The organism is Prochlorococcus sp. G4PB16 (assembly GCF_059772465.1).
The window spans coordinates 1,550,026-1,565,439 of sequence record NZ_CM186289.1 but is presented as its reverse complement, the minus strand read 5'-3'; the positions used below and the strand labels follow the sequence as shown (position 1 = coordinate 1,565,439).

The following is a 15,414-nucleotide window of genomic DNA, read 5'->3' as shown; positions in this document are numbered from 1 at the left end:
TGTATTTTGATGTGAAAATTTTATGGAAGCAATCACATCTAATTTGTCCCACGGAGAGGGGAGAACCTGTGTAATAACAAGGCGAGCCTGTTTTAGTTCAAGCCACCTATATCGGCTCCCTGAATTATCTGATGATGATAATTCAGCTTTGTTTGGCCCATGCTCAATAGCTCCTGGCCACGGTCATAATTACGAGTTAATCGTAACCATGGAAGGAGAACTTAATAAATATGGCATGGTCTTAAACCTTTCAGATGTAAAACATGCCATAAAAAACGAAGTAACAAGTCAGCTTGACTTTCGTTTTTTAAATGACACTTGGCCAGAGTTTGACCTTTCTAAACCCGAAGGTTGTCTTCCCACAACCGAAAGTTTAGTTCGTATTATATGGGGGCGCCTTGAATCTCAATTACCCCTAAAATCTCTTCGTCTTTACGAAAACCCAAAACTCTGGGCTGACTATCTAGGAAATGCTATGGATGCTTATTTAACAGTTCAAACACACTTTTCAGCTGCTCATCGCTTAGCAAGAGAAGACTTACCTCAATCCGAAAACGAGAAAATATTCGGAAAATGTGCTAGGCCTAATGGACATGGTCACAATTACTTAGTAGATATAACTGTCAAAGGCAAGATTAATCCTAGAACTGGTATGATATGTGATTTATCTACATTAAATAGGTTAATTAATGATTTGGTTGTAGAGCCTTTTGATCATACATTTTTAAATAAAGATATTCCTTATTTTGCAAATTGTGTACCCACAGCTGAAAATATTGCATTACATATTTCAGATCAATTAACTAATCCAATCAACGCGATTGGTGCAAATTTATATAAGATAAAATTGCAGGAGAGTCCAAATAATGCAGCCGAAGTTTATGCAAACATACCTGAATCAAAGATTGATACTAAAGACTCAAAGAATCAAGTTGGTTTGCTGAGATAATTGAAAAAAAAATGGGTTAAGCTAGTTTTAGCTTCTAGTATTGATGGACGTATCGCATATCCAGAAGGTGGAAAAACACAATTAGGTCAGTCTGGTGATCGTTTAGTTTTAGAAGAATCACTTGCTTGGTCAGATGGAATTTTAATGGGAGGGCAAACGCTGAGAGATCATCAATCAATTTGTGTCATTAAAAATAAAAACTTATTAAAAAAAAGAACTTCAGAAGGAAAGAATGAACAGCCAATTGCTCTTATAGCCAGCAATCAAATAGATTTTCCAGCTAATTGGATTTTTTTTAAACAACCACTTCAAAAATGGTTAATCCAAAAGCAAGATAAGAAAAATGAGATTATGCTTCCTAATGGATTCGATAAAAAAATATATTTAAAACTCACGTGGCGTGATTCTCTTAATGATTTATATGAGAAAGGAATTGCGAAAATTGTATTACTAGGAGGCGCAAATCTTATTTCAGCTTTTCTTTTAGAGGATCTAATAAATGAATTACAAATTACTATTACTCCTGATCTTTTAGGAGGGGGGTACTGCTGGGTTTCATCTGACTTAAGAAAGCTAAAAACAATCATGAATAAAAAAAATAACTGGATTCTAAAAGAAAGTAAAAAGCTTGGTAATAATGAATTACTTATCAGATATTTTAGAAATAATTTATCCTGAATATAGATCTAGTGTAAAAGAAATGAGTAATATCAAAATCAAGTGGCATGCATCAATCCAAGAAGTTCCTAAAATTATTTGGAATAATTTCTTAAAAGAAAATTCAACTCCTTTTTACAAGTGGGATTGGTTAAATGCATTAGAAAAATCAAAAAGTGTTAGTACAAAATATGGATGGCAACCACTATTTATCTCTGCGTGGAGTGAGAATAATTTAATTGCATGTGCCCCACTATATCTTAAATCTCATAGTTATGGAGAATTTATTTTTGATAATGCTTTTGTTCAATTAGCTGAAGATATGGGACTTCAATATTATCCAAAACTAATTGGAATGAGTCCATTAAGCCCAATAGAAGGTTATCGATTTCTTTTTGCTGAAGGCGTTAATAATGTAGATCTCACAAAGATATTAATCTCTGAAATTGATAGTTTTGCCAAACAAAATAGGATTTTAAGTTGTAATTTTTTATATGTGGATCCTAAATGGATGAAAATAGCTGAATCTCTAGATTGCGCTAAGTGGGTCAACCAACAAAGTTTATTAAAATTGAATGACGAAAATAGTTTTTCTGATTTTTTAAAAAAATTTAATTCTAATCAACGTAGAAATATTAAGAGAGAAAGAGAAAGCATAAAAAAATGTGGAGTAAAAGTTGAGTCTCTTAGTGGATCACAAATAAACGTAATGAATTTAAAAAAAATGCATTATTTTTACGAGCTTCATTGTTCGAGATGGGGAGTTTGGGGGAGTAAATACTTGACTGAATCATTTTTTACTGAACTTACATCAACAGATCTCAAAGAAAATATTGTTTTATTTGAGGCAAAAGAAGTAGAAACTGATAAAACAATTGGGATGTCATTATGCATGAAAAATGAAAATATGCTTTGGGGAAGGTATTGGGGTGCAGAAAAAAATATAGATAATTTACATTTTGAAGTTTGTTATTATTCCCCGATTGAGTGGGCAATAGCAAATAAAATAAAATATTTTGACCCTGGAGCGGGCGGGAGTCACAAAAAACGAAGAGGTTTTATTGCCAAACCCAATGCAAGTCTTCACAGATGGTACAACTTACCTATGGACTCATTAATAAGAGAATGGCTACCAAAAGCAAATAAGTTAATGATTGATCAAATAAACGCTACAAATAATGAAGTACCTTTTAAGTTTGAAGAGCCAAAACTATCAAATACATAGTAACTTCAGACAAATTAAAGACTTAATCTCCATGACAGAAAACAATTTACTAGATTCTCCTGAGGCAGATAAAGCGCTTTCCACCGAGAAAGAAAAAGTTGATTCTAATGAAGAAAAACCTTTCTATGCTCAAGGGATTTTTAGTTATAAAGATAAAGGAACACAAGGTGTAATTACTCTTTTTGGCTATGAACTAACAGCACCAGCAGGACTAAAAAATCCAGGTGTTGTTTATTTATCTTTTATTTTTATAAACCTACTTATATTTTTAATCTTAAAAAGCTTTATTTCAGGATAAATCTTTTGAAGAAAAATTTAAAAATTTAATGGCAACAAAATAGTTGACTTGTTTATCTTCTTTTTAATTTGTAAATTAAAAAAAATGCAAAATCTAGATCTCCAAGAAGACTTGATTAAATCAATAAAGCTTTTAGATGATAAATTATCTAAGCGGCAAATAGAGCTTGACCCAAAAGGTTATTTTTTAATTAAAATTGACTTCCTAACTAATGAGATAATAGTTGAACATTTCTTAAATAATATTGATCAGCAAGGTCGAGCTATAGACCCAGAGTCGGGAGAACCAATTGGTTGTAAAACAAAAAATAGAAGTCAACCAAGCTATATCTATAGAGGGAAAAGTGCCAAACATGTAGGTATTCAAATCTCTGAGGGTCTTGATCCATTACCCATCAGTCGCATAGATCATGCCATTTACATTGGTCGTGAACTACAGCGTGCAGAGAAATGCTTAATAACCGGTGAGCAATACATACAAGATTAAAATTAATAAATTCAAAAGATAAAGCACTGATGTTCTATTATTAGTAGAGGTATTTAAATCAAATGGGAATTCTTTTTTACTTAGTTTTTGTTGGTGCAGGACTTTCTGCAGCATTCTTGATTCAAAAAGCCCTCAAAGCCATTAAATTAATCTGAATATATAAATCACTCTTAAGAGTACTAAATTAGTTCAAGAAATTTATATGTATTACCAATTTAAGTATTTAAATGGTTCTTAAACAAAAATATGATTTAGATCATTAAGGCTTTAAATGAATTATTCATTAGAATCAAAATAAACTGATTTTTCAGAATTCATCCATATGGGATCGTCAAGACTAAAAAGTCGTCGTCGCCAAGATCTTGGTTCGAAATGGGCGAGAATTACAATAGCCATATTATCAACAGTCGGAGTTATTGATACAGGATCAATAACATTGAATAAATGGGGATTAATAGGAGATTTAACCTGTCCAGGAGGATTAGGAGGATGCGATAAAGTTTTAAATAGCCCTTGGGGGAATTTTGTTCAAACAAATAATTTTACTATTCCATTATCATTCATTGGTTTAATTAGTTATTTATTAATTTTATTAATGGCAATCTTTCCATTAATACCTATACTCAGAAATCAAAAAAATAATATATCAAAAATTGCATGGTGGGTATCATTTTACATATCTACATCGACTTTTATTTTTAGCTTAATTTTAGTATCAATAATGATATTCAAAATCAAGGCTTTCTGTTTTTTTTGTCTTCTTTCTTTTATAATATCATTTTCAATTCTATTGTTAAATCTATTTGGAGGCGGATGGGAAGATTATGGAAAATTATTTTTCAGAGGTTTTCTTATGTCAGTAGCAGTTCTTCTAGCAGGGCTAATATGGTCATCATCAGTTGATCCATCTACCAAGGAAGTTTCCAATAATATTCTTGGTATTCCACCTGCCGTAATATCGATAAGTTCTCCCGAAAAAATAAAACTCGCTGAACATCTAACAAAAGAAGGAGCCGTAATGTATAACGCATATTGGTGTCCACATTGTCATGATCAAAAAGAAATGTTCGGTAAAGAAGCTGCAGAAAAATTAAATTTAGTGGAATGTGCAAAAGATGGATTTAATAACAAAATAGATCTTTGTGAAGAAAAAGGAATAACAGGTTTCCCTTCTTGGGAAATTAATGGCTCAATTGATTCAGGAGTTAAAAGTCTAGAAGAATTAGCTAGACTTAGTAATTACAAAGGTTCTAAAGATTTTTAGGTAAGGCAGCTTTATCCCCAATAGGTCTTGTATGTATATTCTTTCCTTTTATTTGACGAGTATGACATTTCCAAAAAGGAACTGACGTAGGGAAGTCATCTCTAAAGTGACCTCCTCTACTCTCTTTACGAAATAAACAAGCCTCCAACATAAGCAAACTTGACATCTGTCTATTACTCAGATCAAGAAGTAAATTAAGATCTCTCCTGGGAATTTCATCGAATTCATCAATTGAATATTTTGACTGAGAAAAAACCAAATTTAATAAGGGCTCATTTAAAATATTTTGATAATCGCGTTTGACTTTTGCAAGAGCGGAACTCATGCCTTTTGAGGATCGATCAACTCCTGCCACACGCCAGCATAATTGTCTAAGTTTTTCGATCTCTTTTGTTAAATACTCAGTTCCTTTTTCTTTTGAAAAGCGAAGATTTGATTTATGAAAACTTAAATTATTTTCTGATCTGTCGGAAGTTTTAAAATCATATAATTCAATATTTCGCATTTGATTTGCAAAAACCAAACACTCCATCAATGAATTGCTTGCAAGCCTATTTGCACCATGCAGACCTGTACATGCCACCTCACCGATCGCAAAAAGTCCTTTAATATTGGTTTGTGCCCTCAAGTTCGTAGCGACTCCACCCATCCAATAATGGGCAGATGGAGCTACTGGTATTAATCCTTTTAAAGGTTCTAGGCCAAGCTCTCGGCACCTTTTAAAAATTGATGGGAAGCGAGCTTCTACATCATCAACAGCAATGGATTGGAGATCGAGACCAATGTAATCAACTTTCTGCTTTTGCATTGCCTTAAATAAAGCCCTACTAACTTGATCCCTTGATGCAAGATCTTTCCCTTCAAGATGATCGACTGGGCTTTCACCAAGTGAATCAACTAACAAAGCACCCTCTCCTCTTAAAGCCTCAGAAATCAAAAAGGAAGGTGCATCATCCAATTTCAAAGCAGTTGGATGAAACTGAAAAAACTCGAGATCCTCTATGAAAGCCCCAGCCCTCCAAGCCAAAGCAATTCCCTCACCTGCAGCTTGAGTTGGATTTGTAGTATTAGCAAACAAATGGCCACCGCCACCGGTAGCCAAAACAACTGCCCTAGCTTTTATCCAACGTAAAGCTGGTCCATCAAGAACTTGGACCCCTGAACATCTTCCTCTTTCAACCCAAATCTGGGTAACTCTAATTCCTCTTTGATGAAGAACATTATCTTTTTGATCGACCTGCTCATTGAGGACATCAACCAATGCTTTCCCAGTTCTATCTTTTACGTGAAGTACTCTTCTATGAGTATGAGCAGCCTCAAGAGTTGTTGATAACTTCCCAGATGTTCTATCAAATTCCATCCCGATGTTTAAAAGTCTTTCAACTAATCTCGGAGCACTATGAACAAACATTTGAACTGCTTCAAAATCACAAAGGCCAGCACCAGCTTTAATGGTATCCAGAGCATGAATATCTTCGCTATCTTCAATTCGCGTGACAGCAGCCATTCCGCCTTGTGCCCATCTACTAGAAGAACGCTTACTAGTATTTCGATTTAACAGCAAAATCTTTAAATTTGATGGCAATTCAAGAGAAGACATTAAGCCTGCAGCTCCAGCGCCAATAACAATTACATCCCAATTAGTTGAGTAAATATCATTTTTATTAAATCCAGTATTTAAATTCATAAAATATTATTTTTCAGATCAATCCACTCAATTGAGGCTGAATCAATGTGGTCGCAAAAAATAATCCATCAACCCATAAGGTTGTTGTCAAAGCTGAACTTGATACAAGCCAAGCATCAGAAGATAAAGTTTCATTTTTTGATTTTTGATTCATCCAATTTGCTATGAAAATTATTAAAAGTGCCGCAATAAAAATAGATAATAAAGAAAAAGGTTCCAATAATTGTTCCGCAGTGAAACTCAACATTTTGGAGGCTTCCGAAAAAGGCGCATCAACAACTTCAGGCCAAGCTTTCATAACACCTGTTAAAACAATCATTACATCAGTAAAGGCAGTTCCCAATAAAGATGCCAAATAGAAACTGGCTCCAATGTTCCATCGAGTCTTTAAAAGGCTTAATGCTATTGGCAAAGCTATTGACTCAACAGGTAAATGCCACACAGGATGAGCTCTTAACCATCCCCAAAAAAGACAGCCTCCTAACCAGCTCCAACTCACGCCTACCAATAGCGAACCAACAGAGGACCATCTATCACTACAAAATTTTAGTAAATAAAATCCAAGAAAAAATATTATGAAACTAAATAAAAAAGCTGAAAAAGGAAACACATGAACCCATGGGGCCTGAACAAAAACCGGCAGGACAACCAATGTGCTAGCCCAAAATTGCAATGTCCTTGGCCTTGAAAGATAGGACGTTTCTTGATTTATGGGCTTGGTGGGATTCTTTGAGTAAATCAGAATTAATAAAACTGAGTTGGTTTTCAGCTCAACCTTCTATGAATTTACATTCAAGTCGATACCCAAACCAAACAGTCTTCAAAATACAAATAATAAAGTTAAAAAAAAATTCTTAAAAGCCCTTGAATTACAATGATTACAATACTTTTAATGACCCAGTTTTTTAATCCAAAAAAAAAGAGATGATTCAAAAAAGCTTCTTAAGTACTTTTTGTAGAAAATTTACTTATATTGAAAAATAAATGATTCTCCAAGATCAATTCAATTTTTTTAAACCACTCGAAAAATATAGAAAAAATTTTTTCTTGTTTAGGAGCATAAATGAACACCGTAAAGTTAGCTAAAAACAAAATCAAACCTGCAGTTATAGCCTCTGTCGAAGAAGGTTCAATAGGCGAAGAGCTTGGATTTGAAGTTGGAGATCAGTTAATTAGTATTAATGGTGTAAAGCCAAGAGATCTTATTGATTATAAATTTCTTATTGCAGAAGAAAATATTCAACTAACAATATTAGATGAAAACGGTAAAACACATAAAATTGACATCGAAAAAGATTATGACGATGAGTTGGGACTTGCTTTTACTGAGGCCTTATTTGATGGATTAAAACAATGTAATAATCAATGTCCATTCTGTTTTATTGATCAACAGCCCTCAGGAAAAAGGAAAAGCTTATATCTCAAAGATGATGACTACAGGCTAAGTTTTTTATATGGTTCTTACTTAACACTTACAAATCTTTCCGAACAAGACTGGCTGAGAATTGATCAACAAAGACTAACACCTCTATTTGTTTCAGTGCATGCAACAGAACCTTCTTTACGGTCAAAATTATTAAGGAATCCAAAAGCTATTCACCTTTTGAATCAGTTAGCTTGGTTCTCCGAAAAGAAAATACAAATTCATGCTCAAATTGTTGTTTGCCCTGAAATAAATGATGGTAAAGCTTTAGAAAAAACCATTAATGATCTATTTAGTTTTGCACAAGGAGATTTTCCTGTAGTCCTTTCAGCAGCAGTAGTACCAGTTGGGTTAACAAGGTTTCGACCCAGTAATGATGGGCTAATACCAGTAAATTCTGATTGTGCCAAAAAAGTCATCAATAAAATTGAACCAATGCAGAAAATATTTTATAAATCAACAGGCTCCCGTTTTGCTTGGTTATCTGACGAATGGTATCTAATAGCAAAGAAGCCTTTACCTAAGCTGAATTCTTACGAAGATTTACCTCAAAAAGAAAATGGAGTAGGAAGTATTCGCAGTTTTCTTAAAGCAATGGATGAAGCAACAAGAAATCTTCCAATAAAAATTTGTGAAAAGAAAATATGCAGCTGGGTTGTTGGAAAACTAGTTGAAAATGAACTACAAAAACCTTGTAAAAGACTCAATAAAATAAATAATTTCACACTACATCTTTATGGAATTCCAAGTCCTTATTGGGGGCAAGAACAAATAGTGACAGGCCTTCTCACAGGTCAAGACTTGATACAAGGACTGCAAGGAAAAGAATTAGGTGATGAGTTACTTCTACCATCGGTCATGCTCAGGCAAGGTGAAAAAATCTTTCTTGATGACATGAGTCTTCAAGAGCTCTCTTCGTCACTTAAAGTATCTATACGAATTGTTCATGATGCACAGGACATCGTGAACAAAGCACTTGGTAAAGCATAATTGTTTTACTAAACCCATCGCAGTTTTTCTTATAACTATGAGGAGAGTGAAGAGAAAGTTCCTAATTGTTGCAGGTTTATTTATATCTGGGATAAATCCTTTATGGGCTACAAGTTCGCAAAAAATAGTTTCTAAGGCAAAGATCGCAGGAGACTTAAATACAAATCAAAGCCCCAAAACACAAGAAATCTTATATGAATTAACTCCGCCTAATGATCTTTTTAAACCCTCCAGATCTAGAGAGGTATTGGTAAAAACTTATAAAAATATTAATTTAGATGAATTAGAAAATATACTTATCAATAACAATAGAACGATTAAGGTTCAATTAGAAAAAATTGATCAAGCTAAATCATTATTAAAAAGTTCTTTATCCTCCTGGTATCCAACATTAAACCTAACAGCGAATGGAATTCCTAAATATTTTGAATCTAGTAATTACAATGAATCTAATTTAATCAATAAAGACACCTCTAGCAAACAATGGAGTTCTTCTATCAGTGCTCAAATCAAATGGGATGTAATTAACCCTGCAAGAGTCCCTGAAATAGAAGCAGCTAAAGATAGTTTTGAAAAGGCAAAGTATACGTACTTAATAGTTTTAAAAGATCTAAAATTAGAGGCAAAAAAGCGATACTACAGCTTGCAAAAAGCAAACGAAGAAATAGAAGTAGCAAAGAAATCGATTGAATCTTCTACTATAGGATTAAGAGACGCGGAGATTAGATTTGAAGCAGGTATTGGCACAAAATTAGAAGTTCTAGAAGCAAAAACACAGCTAGCTAGAGATCAACAATTATTAAATATGAAATCAGGAGATCAAAAAATCAGTCAAAGATCTCTTGCTGAAATACTTAATCTACCAGAAGATGTAACACCATTAATAGGCTCGAAAACCAAAGTAATGGGTGTTTGGAGTTTATCAATTGAAGATAGTATTATTGCAGCTTATAATTCTCGTAAAGAACTTGATAGTATCCTATTAGATATATCAATTAATAATAGTAATGCCAATGCTGCAAGAGCTGCTGGGCAACCAAAAGTAAGTATCGTTAATACATCTACTTCTTCATTTGCTAAAGGTGAGTTGAATCAGATCTCTCCAAACATGAACAATACATCTTCTAATTTTTCTAATACTATTGGTCTTAATGCAACTTGGTTTATTTTTGATGGAGGCAAGTCTAGGTCTTTATATAATTACAATAAAAGTAAAGCAGAAGAAGCAAAGATGAATTTCGCTCTAACAAGAGCTCGAATTAGAAAAGAAGTAGAAGAAGTATTCTTTAAACTAGAAACAGCAAAACTAAATATTTCCGCTTCATATATGGAAGTTTTATCTGCCAGAGAATCTCTAAGACTTGCAAAGCTTAGATATAATTCAGGCATTACAACACAGCGAGAAGTGGTAAATAACCAAAGAGATTTAACAGATTCCGAGGTTCGGTATATTCTCTCAGTCACTAGTTATAACATCTTATTAGCTGACTTAAGTAGACAAACTGGTATAGATAACATACAACCATGTGATATCAAAGTCGGTCAGCAGAATCAAAAGGATGGAGAAACCAAATCCAATCTATATGAATCAAATTTAATTCCTTTATGCCAGCTATAGGCTTGTAACTTAATAACAATGATTCAAAATTCAATATCTAACCCCTTGAGCAAAGCACAACTCATTTCAATTCATCATTTAGTTGATGAAGTTGGAAAACGTCAACTTGAAGATTTTGGTCAAATTAATTCTGATATAAAACCGGATGGAACTCTGATTACAGAGTGCGATAGATGGAGTGATAGAAGAATAGTTCAAGGTTTAGGCGAAATTGCTAGGGGAGAGGGAGTCCTTAGTGAAGAAGGTAATAAGTCAATTCCTAACTCAGATGAATATTGGGTAGTTGACCCGCTTGACGGAACAACTAATTTCGCAGCGGGTATTCCATACTGGGCTATATCAATAGCACGTTTCACTAATGGGCAACCTGAGACAGCTTTTCTTGACATACCCGCTCTGAAAAAAAGAATTTTTGCCATTAGAGGAAAAGGAGTTTGGCTAAACAATAAGCCACTTAAAGCTGAGTCTCGCTTCAAAAAAAATAGTGACTGCATTTCCCTTTGTAGCCGGTCCATTAAAGTTCTACAAATGAAACCAGAGAAATCTTTCCCAGGGAAAATAAGATTACTTGGAGTCTCAAGTTTAAATATGACTAGTGTTGCAATTGGTCAAACCATTGCTGCTTTAGAGGCAACACCAAAAATCTGGGATATTGCAGCAGCATGGTTAATACTTGAGGAACTTAATTGTCTTATCAATTGGTTGGGAACTAATCCAAAAGATATTATCTCAGGCACAGATCTTACTTCTGTGAATTTTCCATTATTAACAGCATCTTCTGTAGATCAAATGAATAAGATGCTTCCTTGGGCTACAGCTTTAATCCAAGACCAATAATTCAATAATGTGCTGCTTGTTTATATTTAAATAAAGAATTTAAATTCACTAAACACACTGATGATTTTAAATCTACTGATTAAACTTAGAAAAATCTCCTTGCTACTGGCTAAATTAAAAATAAGTACTTTTAAACCAAAGTGGGCTTGAATTGGAGTCAAAAAGCAAAATGGTTTTTTAGCAGCCTCTGGAGAGCTTATGAAAGATGGTCTAAATGTGATTGCGTAGATTTGAGTGCAGCATTTGCTTATTACACTCTTCAGTCCTTTTTTCCAATATTACTAATATCCTTATCAGTTGCATCATGGTTTTTAGGCAAACAGCAAGGCTTAGATCAGCAAATCATTGCTCTTGCTGCTCAAGTTTTACCTCCATCAGTAGTTGGCTTAGTTGATTCAACTCTAATAAAATTAGTTAATCAAGGATTTGGAGCTGGAATACTTGGAGCAATGTTCTTAATGATCACTGCTGGCAATGCCTATTTAACATTACAAAGAGGAGCAGATAGATTATGGGAAGACGTTCTACCAATTAAATCCAAACCGGATCCTCTTAAAATTCAAGCATTTCGATTTATCAGAAATCGAATAGAAGCCTTTTTTGTTGTTTTATTAGTTGGTTTTTTAATGGTTATCGATCAAATTAGTGCGAATATTCGTATTATCCCAGGCGCCGTTTTGGAAGAATTAGCAAATACAACACCATGGATTGCAAATGCAATGTCAAAAATACCAGTACTTCAAGTGGGACAATTTATGGTTCCTTTAATAGGTTTTTCAACCATGGCTTTACTTTTACAGGGGTTACTTCCTAGTAGAAGAGTACCTTTGAAGCCACTCATCCCTGGAGCTTTTATGATTGGAACTTTACTAACTATTTTAAATTTAGCAGTCAGCAGAAGTATCCTCTCTTTAGGTTCAAGATTTCAAGCTTATGGATTCATTGGAGGAGTACTAGTTTTAACTCTTTGGGTTTGGATGATAGGAGTGATTATTTATTTTGGTCAATGTTGGAGCGTTGTTATAGCAAGTATGCGTCGTAATCGGTACGTTTAATTATCAATGAAACAGTCATCAAAATTTAACTTAGAATGCATAAGTAAATCACAAATTAGCTATGAATAAGCCGTCTTCATTAACTTGGATGGCATTTATTTTACTTGTTTTTTTGCCTACACCAGCTGGCAAATTTATTATTGATTTAGCAGGTGGAATATTCCTTATAATTACAATCATATCATTTATTTTAGGAGGATTTGGATGGTTTGCTTGGAAAAGAATCCAATCAAATTTACAAACCTGTGAAGCTTGTGGCTCAAGTTTTCTAAATAATCAAATTATTTGTCCAATATGTGGAAAGGCTATAAGAAATACAAAGGATATTCTCGAAAATATACCTGCAAGTTCAGCAACAATTGACATAAAATCAGAAGATGTAGATCAATAAAATTATTCTATATTTAAAAATTCCGGATTTATCTGATTAATCTCTTGTTCAACAAATTCAAGTAGTTCCTCACAATGTTTAAGTAATAAATGACCTTTTATATAATTAATTTGAATTTTATCTAATGAAATATTTTCATCTTGAACATTTATCAAAATGGTTTCTAATTCACAAATAGATTCTTCATAACTTAATTTCTTAATATCTTTTTTGAATATTTCTATATTTTTTATATTATTTACTTTATTAGACATTGCTATTTTATTTTTTGTACCCTTATCTGCAAATGTCATGGGATACCACGTTGTTATTTAATAAACTCATATTTTATCATAATTTAGACTATCAACCTTTGCGATAATTTTTCCATCAGAAAATTGAATTAAAAGCTTATCTTTTTCCTTAACTCTTTTTACACTATAAATAGAATTCCCTTCCTCATCAGTAATAAATGCAAAACCTCTTTTCAACCATTTTTCTGGAGAAAGTGCATTTAAAAGCTCATATATATACTTTAATTTGGTTCTTTTTGTTTTTATGAAAACCTTAGGGGCGTGAGCTTGAAAAAAAGATTTTTTTGCAATTAAAGAATTCTTTTTATTCTGAAAAAATAATTTCAAATAATTTTTAAAAATTGTTTTATTTTGCATAAAATTATTTTTTTCAATTTCTCTTGAAGGTAATAGATCAACAATCGCTGCCGTTGGGGTTGCAGATCTATGGTCTGAAACAAGATCAGACACTGTTAGATCATCTTCGTGACCTATTCCTGTAATCACAGGGATAGGGAATGTTGCGATTTCCTTCGCTATGATTTCACTATCGAAAAGCATTAAATCTTCCCTCTTACCTCCGCCTCTAGAAACAATTATCACATCTAGATTTAACTTGTTTTTTCTCAATTTACTTAAAATAGATTTCACTTCATTTTCATGATTACCTTGAACTGGAATAGGAATTAAGTACAGTTTTGCTAGAGGCCATCGTTCTTTAGCAGTTCTAAGCATATCTTCCAAAGCAGAGCTTGGAACACTTGTAAGAATACCGATTGAATTTGGATATTTTGGTAATTTTCTTCGTAATGCATCATCTATCAAACCTTCTTTATAGAGTTTTGATTTAACTATTTCGAACTTCTTAAGAACAGTGGAAATACTTGCTCGAATATCAAGAACTTGTACAGATATTCTTGCTTGCGATTCCCAGAAATTTAATTTACCAATAATAACAACGCCATCATCTTGCTTTGGTAAAAATTTCAAAGACTTGATTGTTGATGACCATGCAACTGCATCAACAGTTGCTTTTCCATCAGTTAAAGACAACCATAAATGACCTTTTTTGATTTGCGCTTTAGAAACAGTCGCTTTAAGTATAAACTTTGGGGCAAATCCTCTTGACAACAATAAACCTATGGACTCATTTAATTCTTTAACACTATATGTATTTAAAAATTCTTTTTTAGTCGGAAGCTTAGTCAAACTATCAAAAATAAAAGACTAACAATTAGTTTCAACCAATTCCTATCTGAGTTAAAATTCCTTGTCCTGTTAAAAGCTCGGTCGTTAAACCTATTAAAATACCCATCATAGCTAATCGTCCATTCCATATTTCAGCAAAATTGACAAATCCATAACGAGGTTCAAAGTTATCTTTCATTAGTAAATCAAATTTTTTTAATAATACTAAAGAAATGCTCAAAATGAGAAAACATATAAATTAACTATTTAAGTTAATTTATATGTTTAAACTTTAATGACTTATCGCACATGTCTTGCGCCATCAACTGGATGATAATCCTCTCCAGTTAGCTCTTCATAAATGATTGCTGGTAATCCAGTTTCGAACATGGTTTGAAGAGCTTCTTTTAAATAAGGATTCCAGCCACCAGTACTAACTTCTCCATGTCGTACTGTCCAATCCCATGTTCCTTGTAGATCTCTAGGCATTCTTCCTTCTCTGTCTCTTCTAGCAACCAAATCAAGAGACTCTACCAACCCAACTTGAATAGGATCTTTTCCATACGCTGGGGTTAGACTTAGTTCTAGCCTGACAGGATCTTCCTTTAATAATCTGAGACGAAACCGTGGAGGTAACTTCATATTCTTCAATACGGAAGCAACTATGCGAGTTCTTTGTTCCAAAATTAAAACCTCTTTAAAAACTATTTGATGTCAAACCAAAAAATCTAATGAAAATTATTCAGAAGGCTTTTCAGATGATTGTGGATGATCAGTGTCCTTTGAAAAACGAACTGTGAGCAAATCTTCATCAGTAATGCAACCATCTTCGTTTAATAGCTCAGGATGAACGGTAACCAAACCGGTACGATCTTCTCCTCTTTTCTTTGACGATGAATCTTGAGTCTTTAATGATGATTGACCTGAGAAAAAACCATTAAACATTATTCTGGCAGCCACAATCAACAAAACAAAAACTGAAAGGCCATAAAAAAATGGTAAGAAATTACTCAACATTTGCAAAAAGAGAAATCAAAAAAACTGAATGCATTAATCAAGACAAGTTTTAAAGTA

The 15,414-nt window shown here is 33.2% G+C and carries 19 protein-coding genes; 12 read left to right on the top strand and 7 right to left on the bottom strand.

The window, feature by feature from the left end; genetic code table 11:
* Positions 1-22: 22 nt before the first annotated feature.
* The 7 genes from AC6EIZ_RS08850 to AC6EIZ_RS08820 all read left to right on the top strand — a co-directional run bounded on the left by AC6EIZ_RS08850 (position 23) and on the right by AC6EIZ_RS08820 (position 4,879).
* Positions 23-949, top strand: coding sequence for a 6-carboxytetrahydropterin synthase (locus tag AC6EIZ_RS08850; RefSeq protein WP_498510557.1), 927 nt, complete (start codon positions 23-25; stop codon positions 947-949).
* Positions 950-1,627 carry a RibD family protein gene (locus AC6EIZ_RS08845; protein ID WP_498510555.1) on the top strand — a complete coding sequence of 226 codons (678 nt, stop codon included), beginning with the start codon at positions 950-952 and terminating at the stop codon, positions 1,625-1,627.
* A gap of 22 nt (positions 1,628-1,649) precedes the next feature.
* Positions 1,650-2,831: a GNAT family N-acetyltransferase gene (locus tag AC6EIZ_RS08840; RefSeq protein WP_498513244.1), complete on the top strand. Its 1,182-nt coding sequence runs from the start codon at positions 1,650-1,652 to the stop codon at positions 2,829-2,831.
* A 31-nt stretch (positions 2,832-2,862) separates the two neighbouring features.
* Entirely contained in the window at positions 2,863-3,129 is a 267-nt protein-coding gene (locus tag AC6EIZ_RS08835) for a hypothetical protein (RefSeq protein ID WP_498510554.1), read from the top strand.
* 84 nt (positions 3,130-3,213) lie between these two features.
* Positions 3,214-3,615, top strand: coding sequence for a DUF4346 domain-containing protein (locus AC6EIZ_RS08830; protein ID WP_498510552.1), 402 nt, complete (start codon positions 3,214-3,216; stop codon positions 3,613-3,615).
* 62 nt (positions 3,616-3,677) lie between these two features.
* Positions 3,678-3,770, top strand: coding sequence for a cytochrome b6-f complex subunit PetL (gene petL, locus AC6EIZ_RS08825; RefSeq protein ID WP_011294102.1), 93 nt, complete (start codon positions 3,678-3,680; stop codon positions 3,768-3,770).
* A gap of 167 nt (positions 3,771-3,937) precedes the next feature.
* Positions 3,938-4,879, top strand: a complete 942-nt coding sequence (locus tag AC6EIZ_RS08820) for a vitamin K epoxide reductase family protein (RefSeq protein WP_498510550.1) — start codon at positions 3,938-3,940, stop codon at positions 4,877-4,879.
* Here the strand turns inward: AC6EIZ_RS08820 and nadB are convergent.
* Both nadB and AC6EIZ_RS08810 read right to left on the bottom strand, forming a co-directional pair.
* Positions 4,866-6,566 carry an L-aspartate oxidase gene (gene nadB, locus AC6EIZ_RS08815; protein WP_498510548.1) on the bottom strand — a complete coding sequence of 567 codons (1,701 nt, stop codon included), beginning with the start codon at positions 6,564-6,566 and terminating at the stop codon, positions 4,866-4,868. The two genes, AC6EIZ_RS08820 and nadB, sit on opposite strands and share 14 nt — an antisense overlap.
* A gap of 13 nt (positions 6,567-6,579) precedes the next feature.
* Entirely contained in the window at positions 6,580-7,239 is a 660-nt protein-coding gene (locus AC6EIZ_RS08810) for a DUF3120 domain-containing protein (RefSeq protein ID WP_498510546.1), read from the bottom strand.
* A 390-nt stretch (positions 7,240-7,629) separates the two neighbouring features.
* Here AC6EIZ_RS08810 and AC6EIZ_RS08805 point away from each other — a divergent pair, with 390 nt between their 5' ends.
* The 5 genes from AC6EIZ_RS08805 to AC6EIZ_RS08785 all read left to right on the top strand — a co-directional run bounded on the left by AC6EIZ_RS08805 (position 7,630) and on the right by AC6EIZ_RS08785 (position 12,880).
* The gene (locus tag AC6EIZ_RS08805; RefSeq protein WP_498510544.1) at positions 7,630-8,979 is read left to right on the top strand and encodes a TIGR03279 family radical SAM protein; all 1,350 of its coding nucleotides are present in this window, start codon (positions 7,630-7,632) and stop codon (positions 8,977-8,979) included.
* A gap of 37 nt (positions 8,980-9,016) precedes the next feature.
* Positions 9,017-10,597: a TolC family protein gene (locus AC6EIZ_RS08800; RefSeq protein WP_498510542.1), complete on the top strand. Its 1,581-nt coding sequence runs from the start codon at positions 9,017-9,019 to the stop codon at positions 10,595-10,597.
* Positions 10,598-10,615: 18 nt separating this feature from the next.
* The gene (locus AC6EIZ_RS08795; RefSeq protein ID WP_498510540.1) at positions 10,616-11,434 is read left to right on the top strand and encodes an inositol monophosphatase family protein; all 819 of its coding nucleotides are present in this window, start codon (positions 10,616-10,618) and stop codon (positions 11,432-11,434) included.
* A 140-nt stretch (positions 11,435-11,574) separates the two neighbouring features.
* Positions 11,575-12,489, top strand: coding sequence for a YihY/virulence factor BrkB family protein (locus AC6EIZ_RS08790; protein WP_498510539.1), 915 nt, complete (start codon positions 11,575-11,577; stop codon positions 12,487-12,489).
* A 61-nt stretch (positions 12,490-12,550) separates the two neighbouring features.
* Positions 12,551-12,880, top strand: coding sequence for a hypothetical protein (locus AC6EIZ_RS08785; RefSeq protein WP_498510537.1), 330 nt, complete (start codon positions 12,551-12,553; stop codon positions 12,878-12,880).
* Positions 12,881-12,882: 2 nt separating this feature from the next.
* Here AC6EIZ_RS08785 and xseB read toward each other — a convergent pair whose 3' ends face one another.
* The 5 genes from xseB to AC6EIZ_RS08760 all read right to left on the bottom strand — a co-directional run bounded on the left by xseB (position 12,883) and on the right by AC6EIZ_RS08760 (position 15,357).
* Positions 12,883-13,173, bottom strand: a complete 291-nt coding sequence (gene xseB / locus AC6EIZ_RS08780; RefSeq protein ID WP_498510535.1) for an exodeoxyribonuclease VII small subunit — start codon at positions 13,171-13,173, stop codon at positions 12,883-12,885.
* A gap of 27 nt (positions 13,174-13,200) precedes the next feature.
* The gene (gene xseA / locus AC6EIZ_RS08775) at positions 13,201-14,361 is read right to left on the bottom strand and encodes an exodeoxyribonuclease VII large subunit (RefSeq protein ID WP_498510533.1); all 1,161 of its coding nucleotides are present in this window, start codon (positions 14,359-14,361) and stop codon (positions 13,201-13,203) included.
* 31 nt (positions 14,362-14,392) lie between these two features.
* Positions 14,393-14,539: a CAB/ELIP/HLIP family chlorophyll-binding protein gene (locus AC6EIZ_RS08770; protein WP_498510531.1), complete on the bottom strand. Its 147-nt coding sequence runs from the start codon at positions 14,537-14,539 to the stop codon at positions 14,393-14,395.
* A 101-nt stretch (positions 14,540-14,640) separates the two neighbouring features.
* The gene (locus AC6EIZ_RS08765) at positions 14,641-15,024 is read right to left on the bottom strand and encodes a DUF8663 family protein (protein ID WP_498510530.1); all 384 of its coding nucleotides are present in this window, start codon (positions 15,022-15,024) and stop codon (positions 14,641-14,643) included.
* 54 nt (positions 15,025-15,078) lie between these two features.
* Entirely contained in the window at positions 15,079-15,357 is a 279-nt protein-coding gene (locus tag AC6EIZ_RS08760; protein WP_498510529.1) for a DUF2973 domain-containing protein, read from the bottom strand.
* Positions 15,358-15,414 lie beyond the last annotated feature (57 nt).

Excerpts from the sequence above, each read along its gene's own strand:
- AC6EIZ_RS08785 (WP_498510537.1), top strand. The coding sequence starts at position 12,551 with ATGAATAAGCCGTCTTCATTAACTTGGATGGCATTTATTTTACTTGTT.
- AC6EIZ_RS08835 (WP_498510554.1), top strand. The coding sequence starts at position 2,863 with ATGACAGAAAACAATTTACTAGATTCTCCTGAGGCAGATAAAGCGCTT.
- AC6EIZ_RS08795 (WP_498510540.1), top strand. The coding sequence starts at position 10,616 with ATGATTCAAAATTCAATATCTAACCCCTTGAGCAAAGCACAACTCATT.
- AC6EIZ_RS08770 (WP_498510531.1), bottom strand. The coding sequence starts at position 14,539 with ATGAAAGATAACTTTGAACCTCGTTATGGATTTGTCAATTTTGCTGAA.
- AC6EIZ_RS08820 (WP_498510550.1), top strand. The coding sequence starts at position 3,938 with ATGGGATCGTCAAGACTAAAAAGTCGTCGTCGCCAAGATCTTGGTTCG.
- AC6EIZ_RS08800 (WP_498510542.1), top strand. The coding sequence starts at position 9,017 with ATGAGGAGAGTGAAGAGAAAGTTCCTAATTGTTGCAGGTTTATTTATA.
- AC6EIZ_RS08805 (WP_498510544.1), top strand. The coding sequence starts at position 7,630 with ATGAACACCGTAAAGTTAGCTAAAAACAAAATCAAACCTGCAGTTATA.
- xseB (WP_498510535.1), bottom strand. The coding sequence starts at position 13,173 with ATGACATTTGCAGATAAGGGTACAAAAAATAAAATAGCAATGTCTAAT.
- AC6EIZ_RS08830 (WP_498510552.1), top strand. The coding sequence starts at position 3,214 with ATGCAAAATCTAGATCTCCAAGAAGACTTGATTAAATCAATAAAGCTT.
- AC6EIZ_RS08850 (WP_498510557.1), top strand. The coding sequence starts at position 23 with ATGGAAGCAATCACATCTAATTTGTCCCACGGAGAGGGGAGAACCTGT.
- nadB (WP_498510548.1), bottom strand. The coding sequence starts at position 6,566 with ATGAATTTAAATACTGGATTTAATAAAAATGATATTTACTCAACTAAT.
- AC6EIZ_RS08840 (WP_498513244.1), top strand. The coding sequence starts at position 1,650 with ATGAGTAATATCAAAATCAAGTGGCATGCATCAATCCAAGAAGTTCCT.
- petL (WP_011294102.1), top strand. The coding sequence starts at position 3,678 with ATGGGAATTCTTTTTTACTTAGTTTTTGTTGGTGCAGGACTTTCTGCA.
- AC6EIZ_RS08760 (WP_498510529.1), bottom strand. The coding sequence starts at position 15,357 with ATGTTGAGTAATTTCTTACCATTTTTTTATGGCCTTTCAGTTTTTGTT.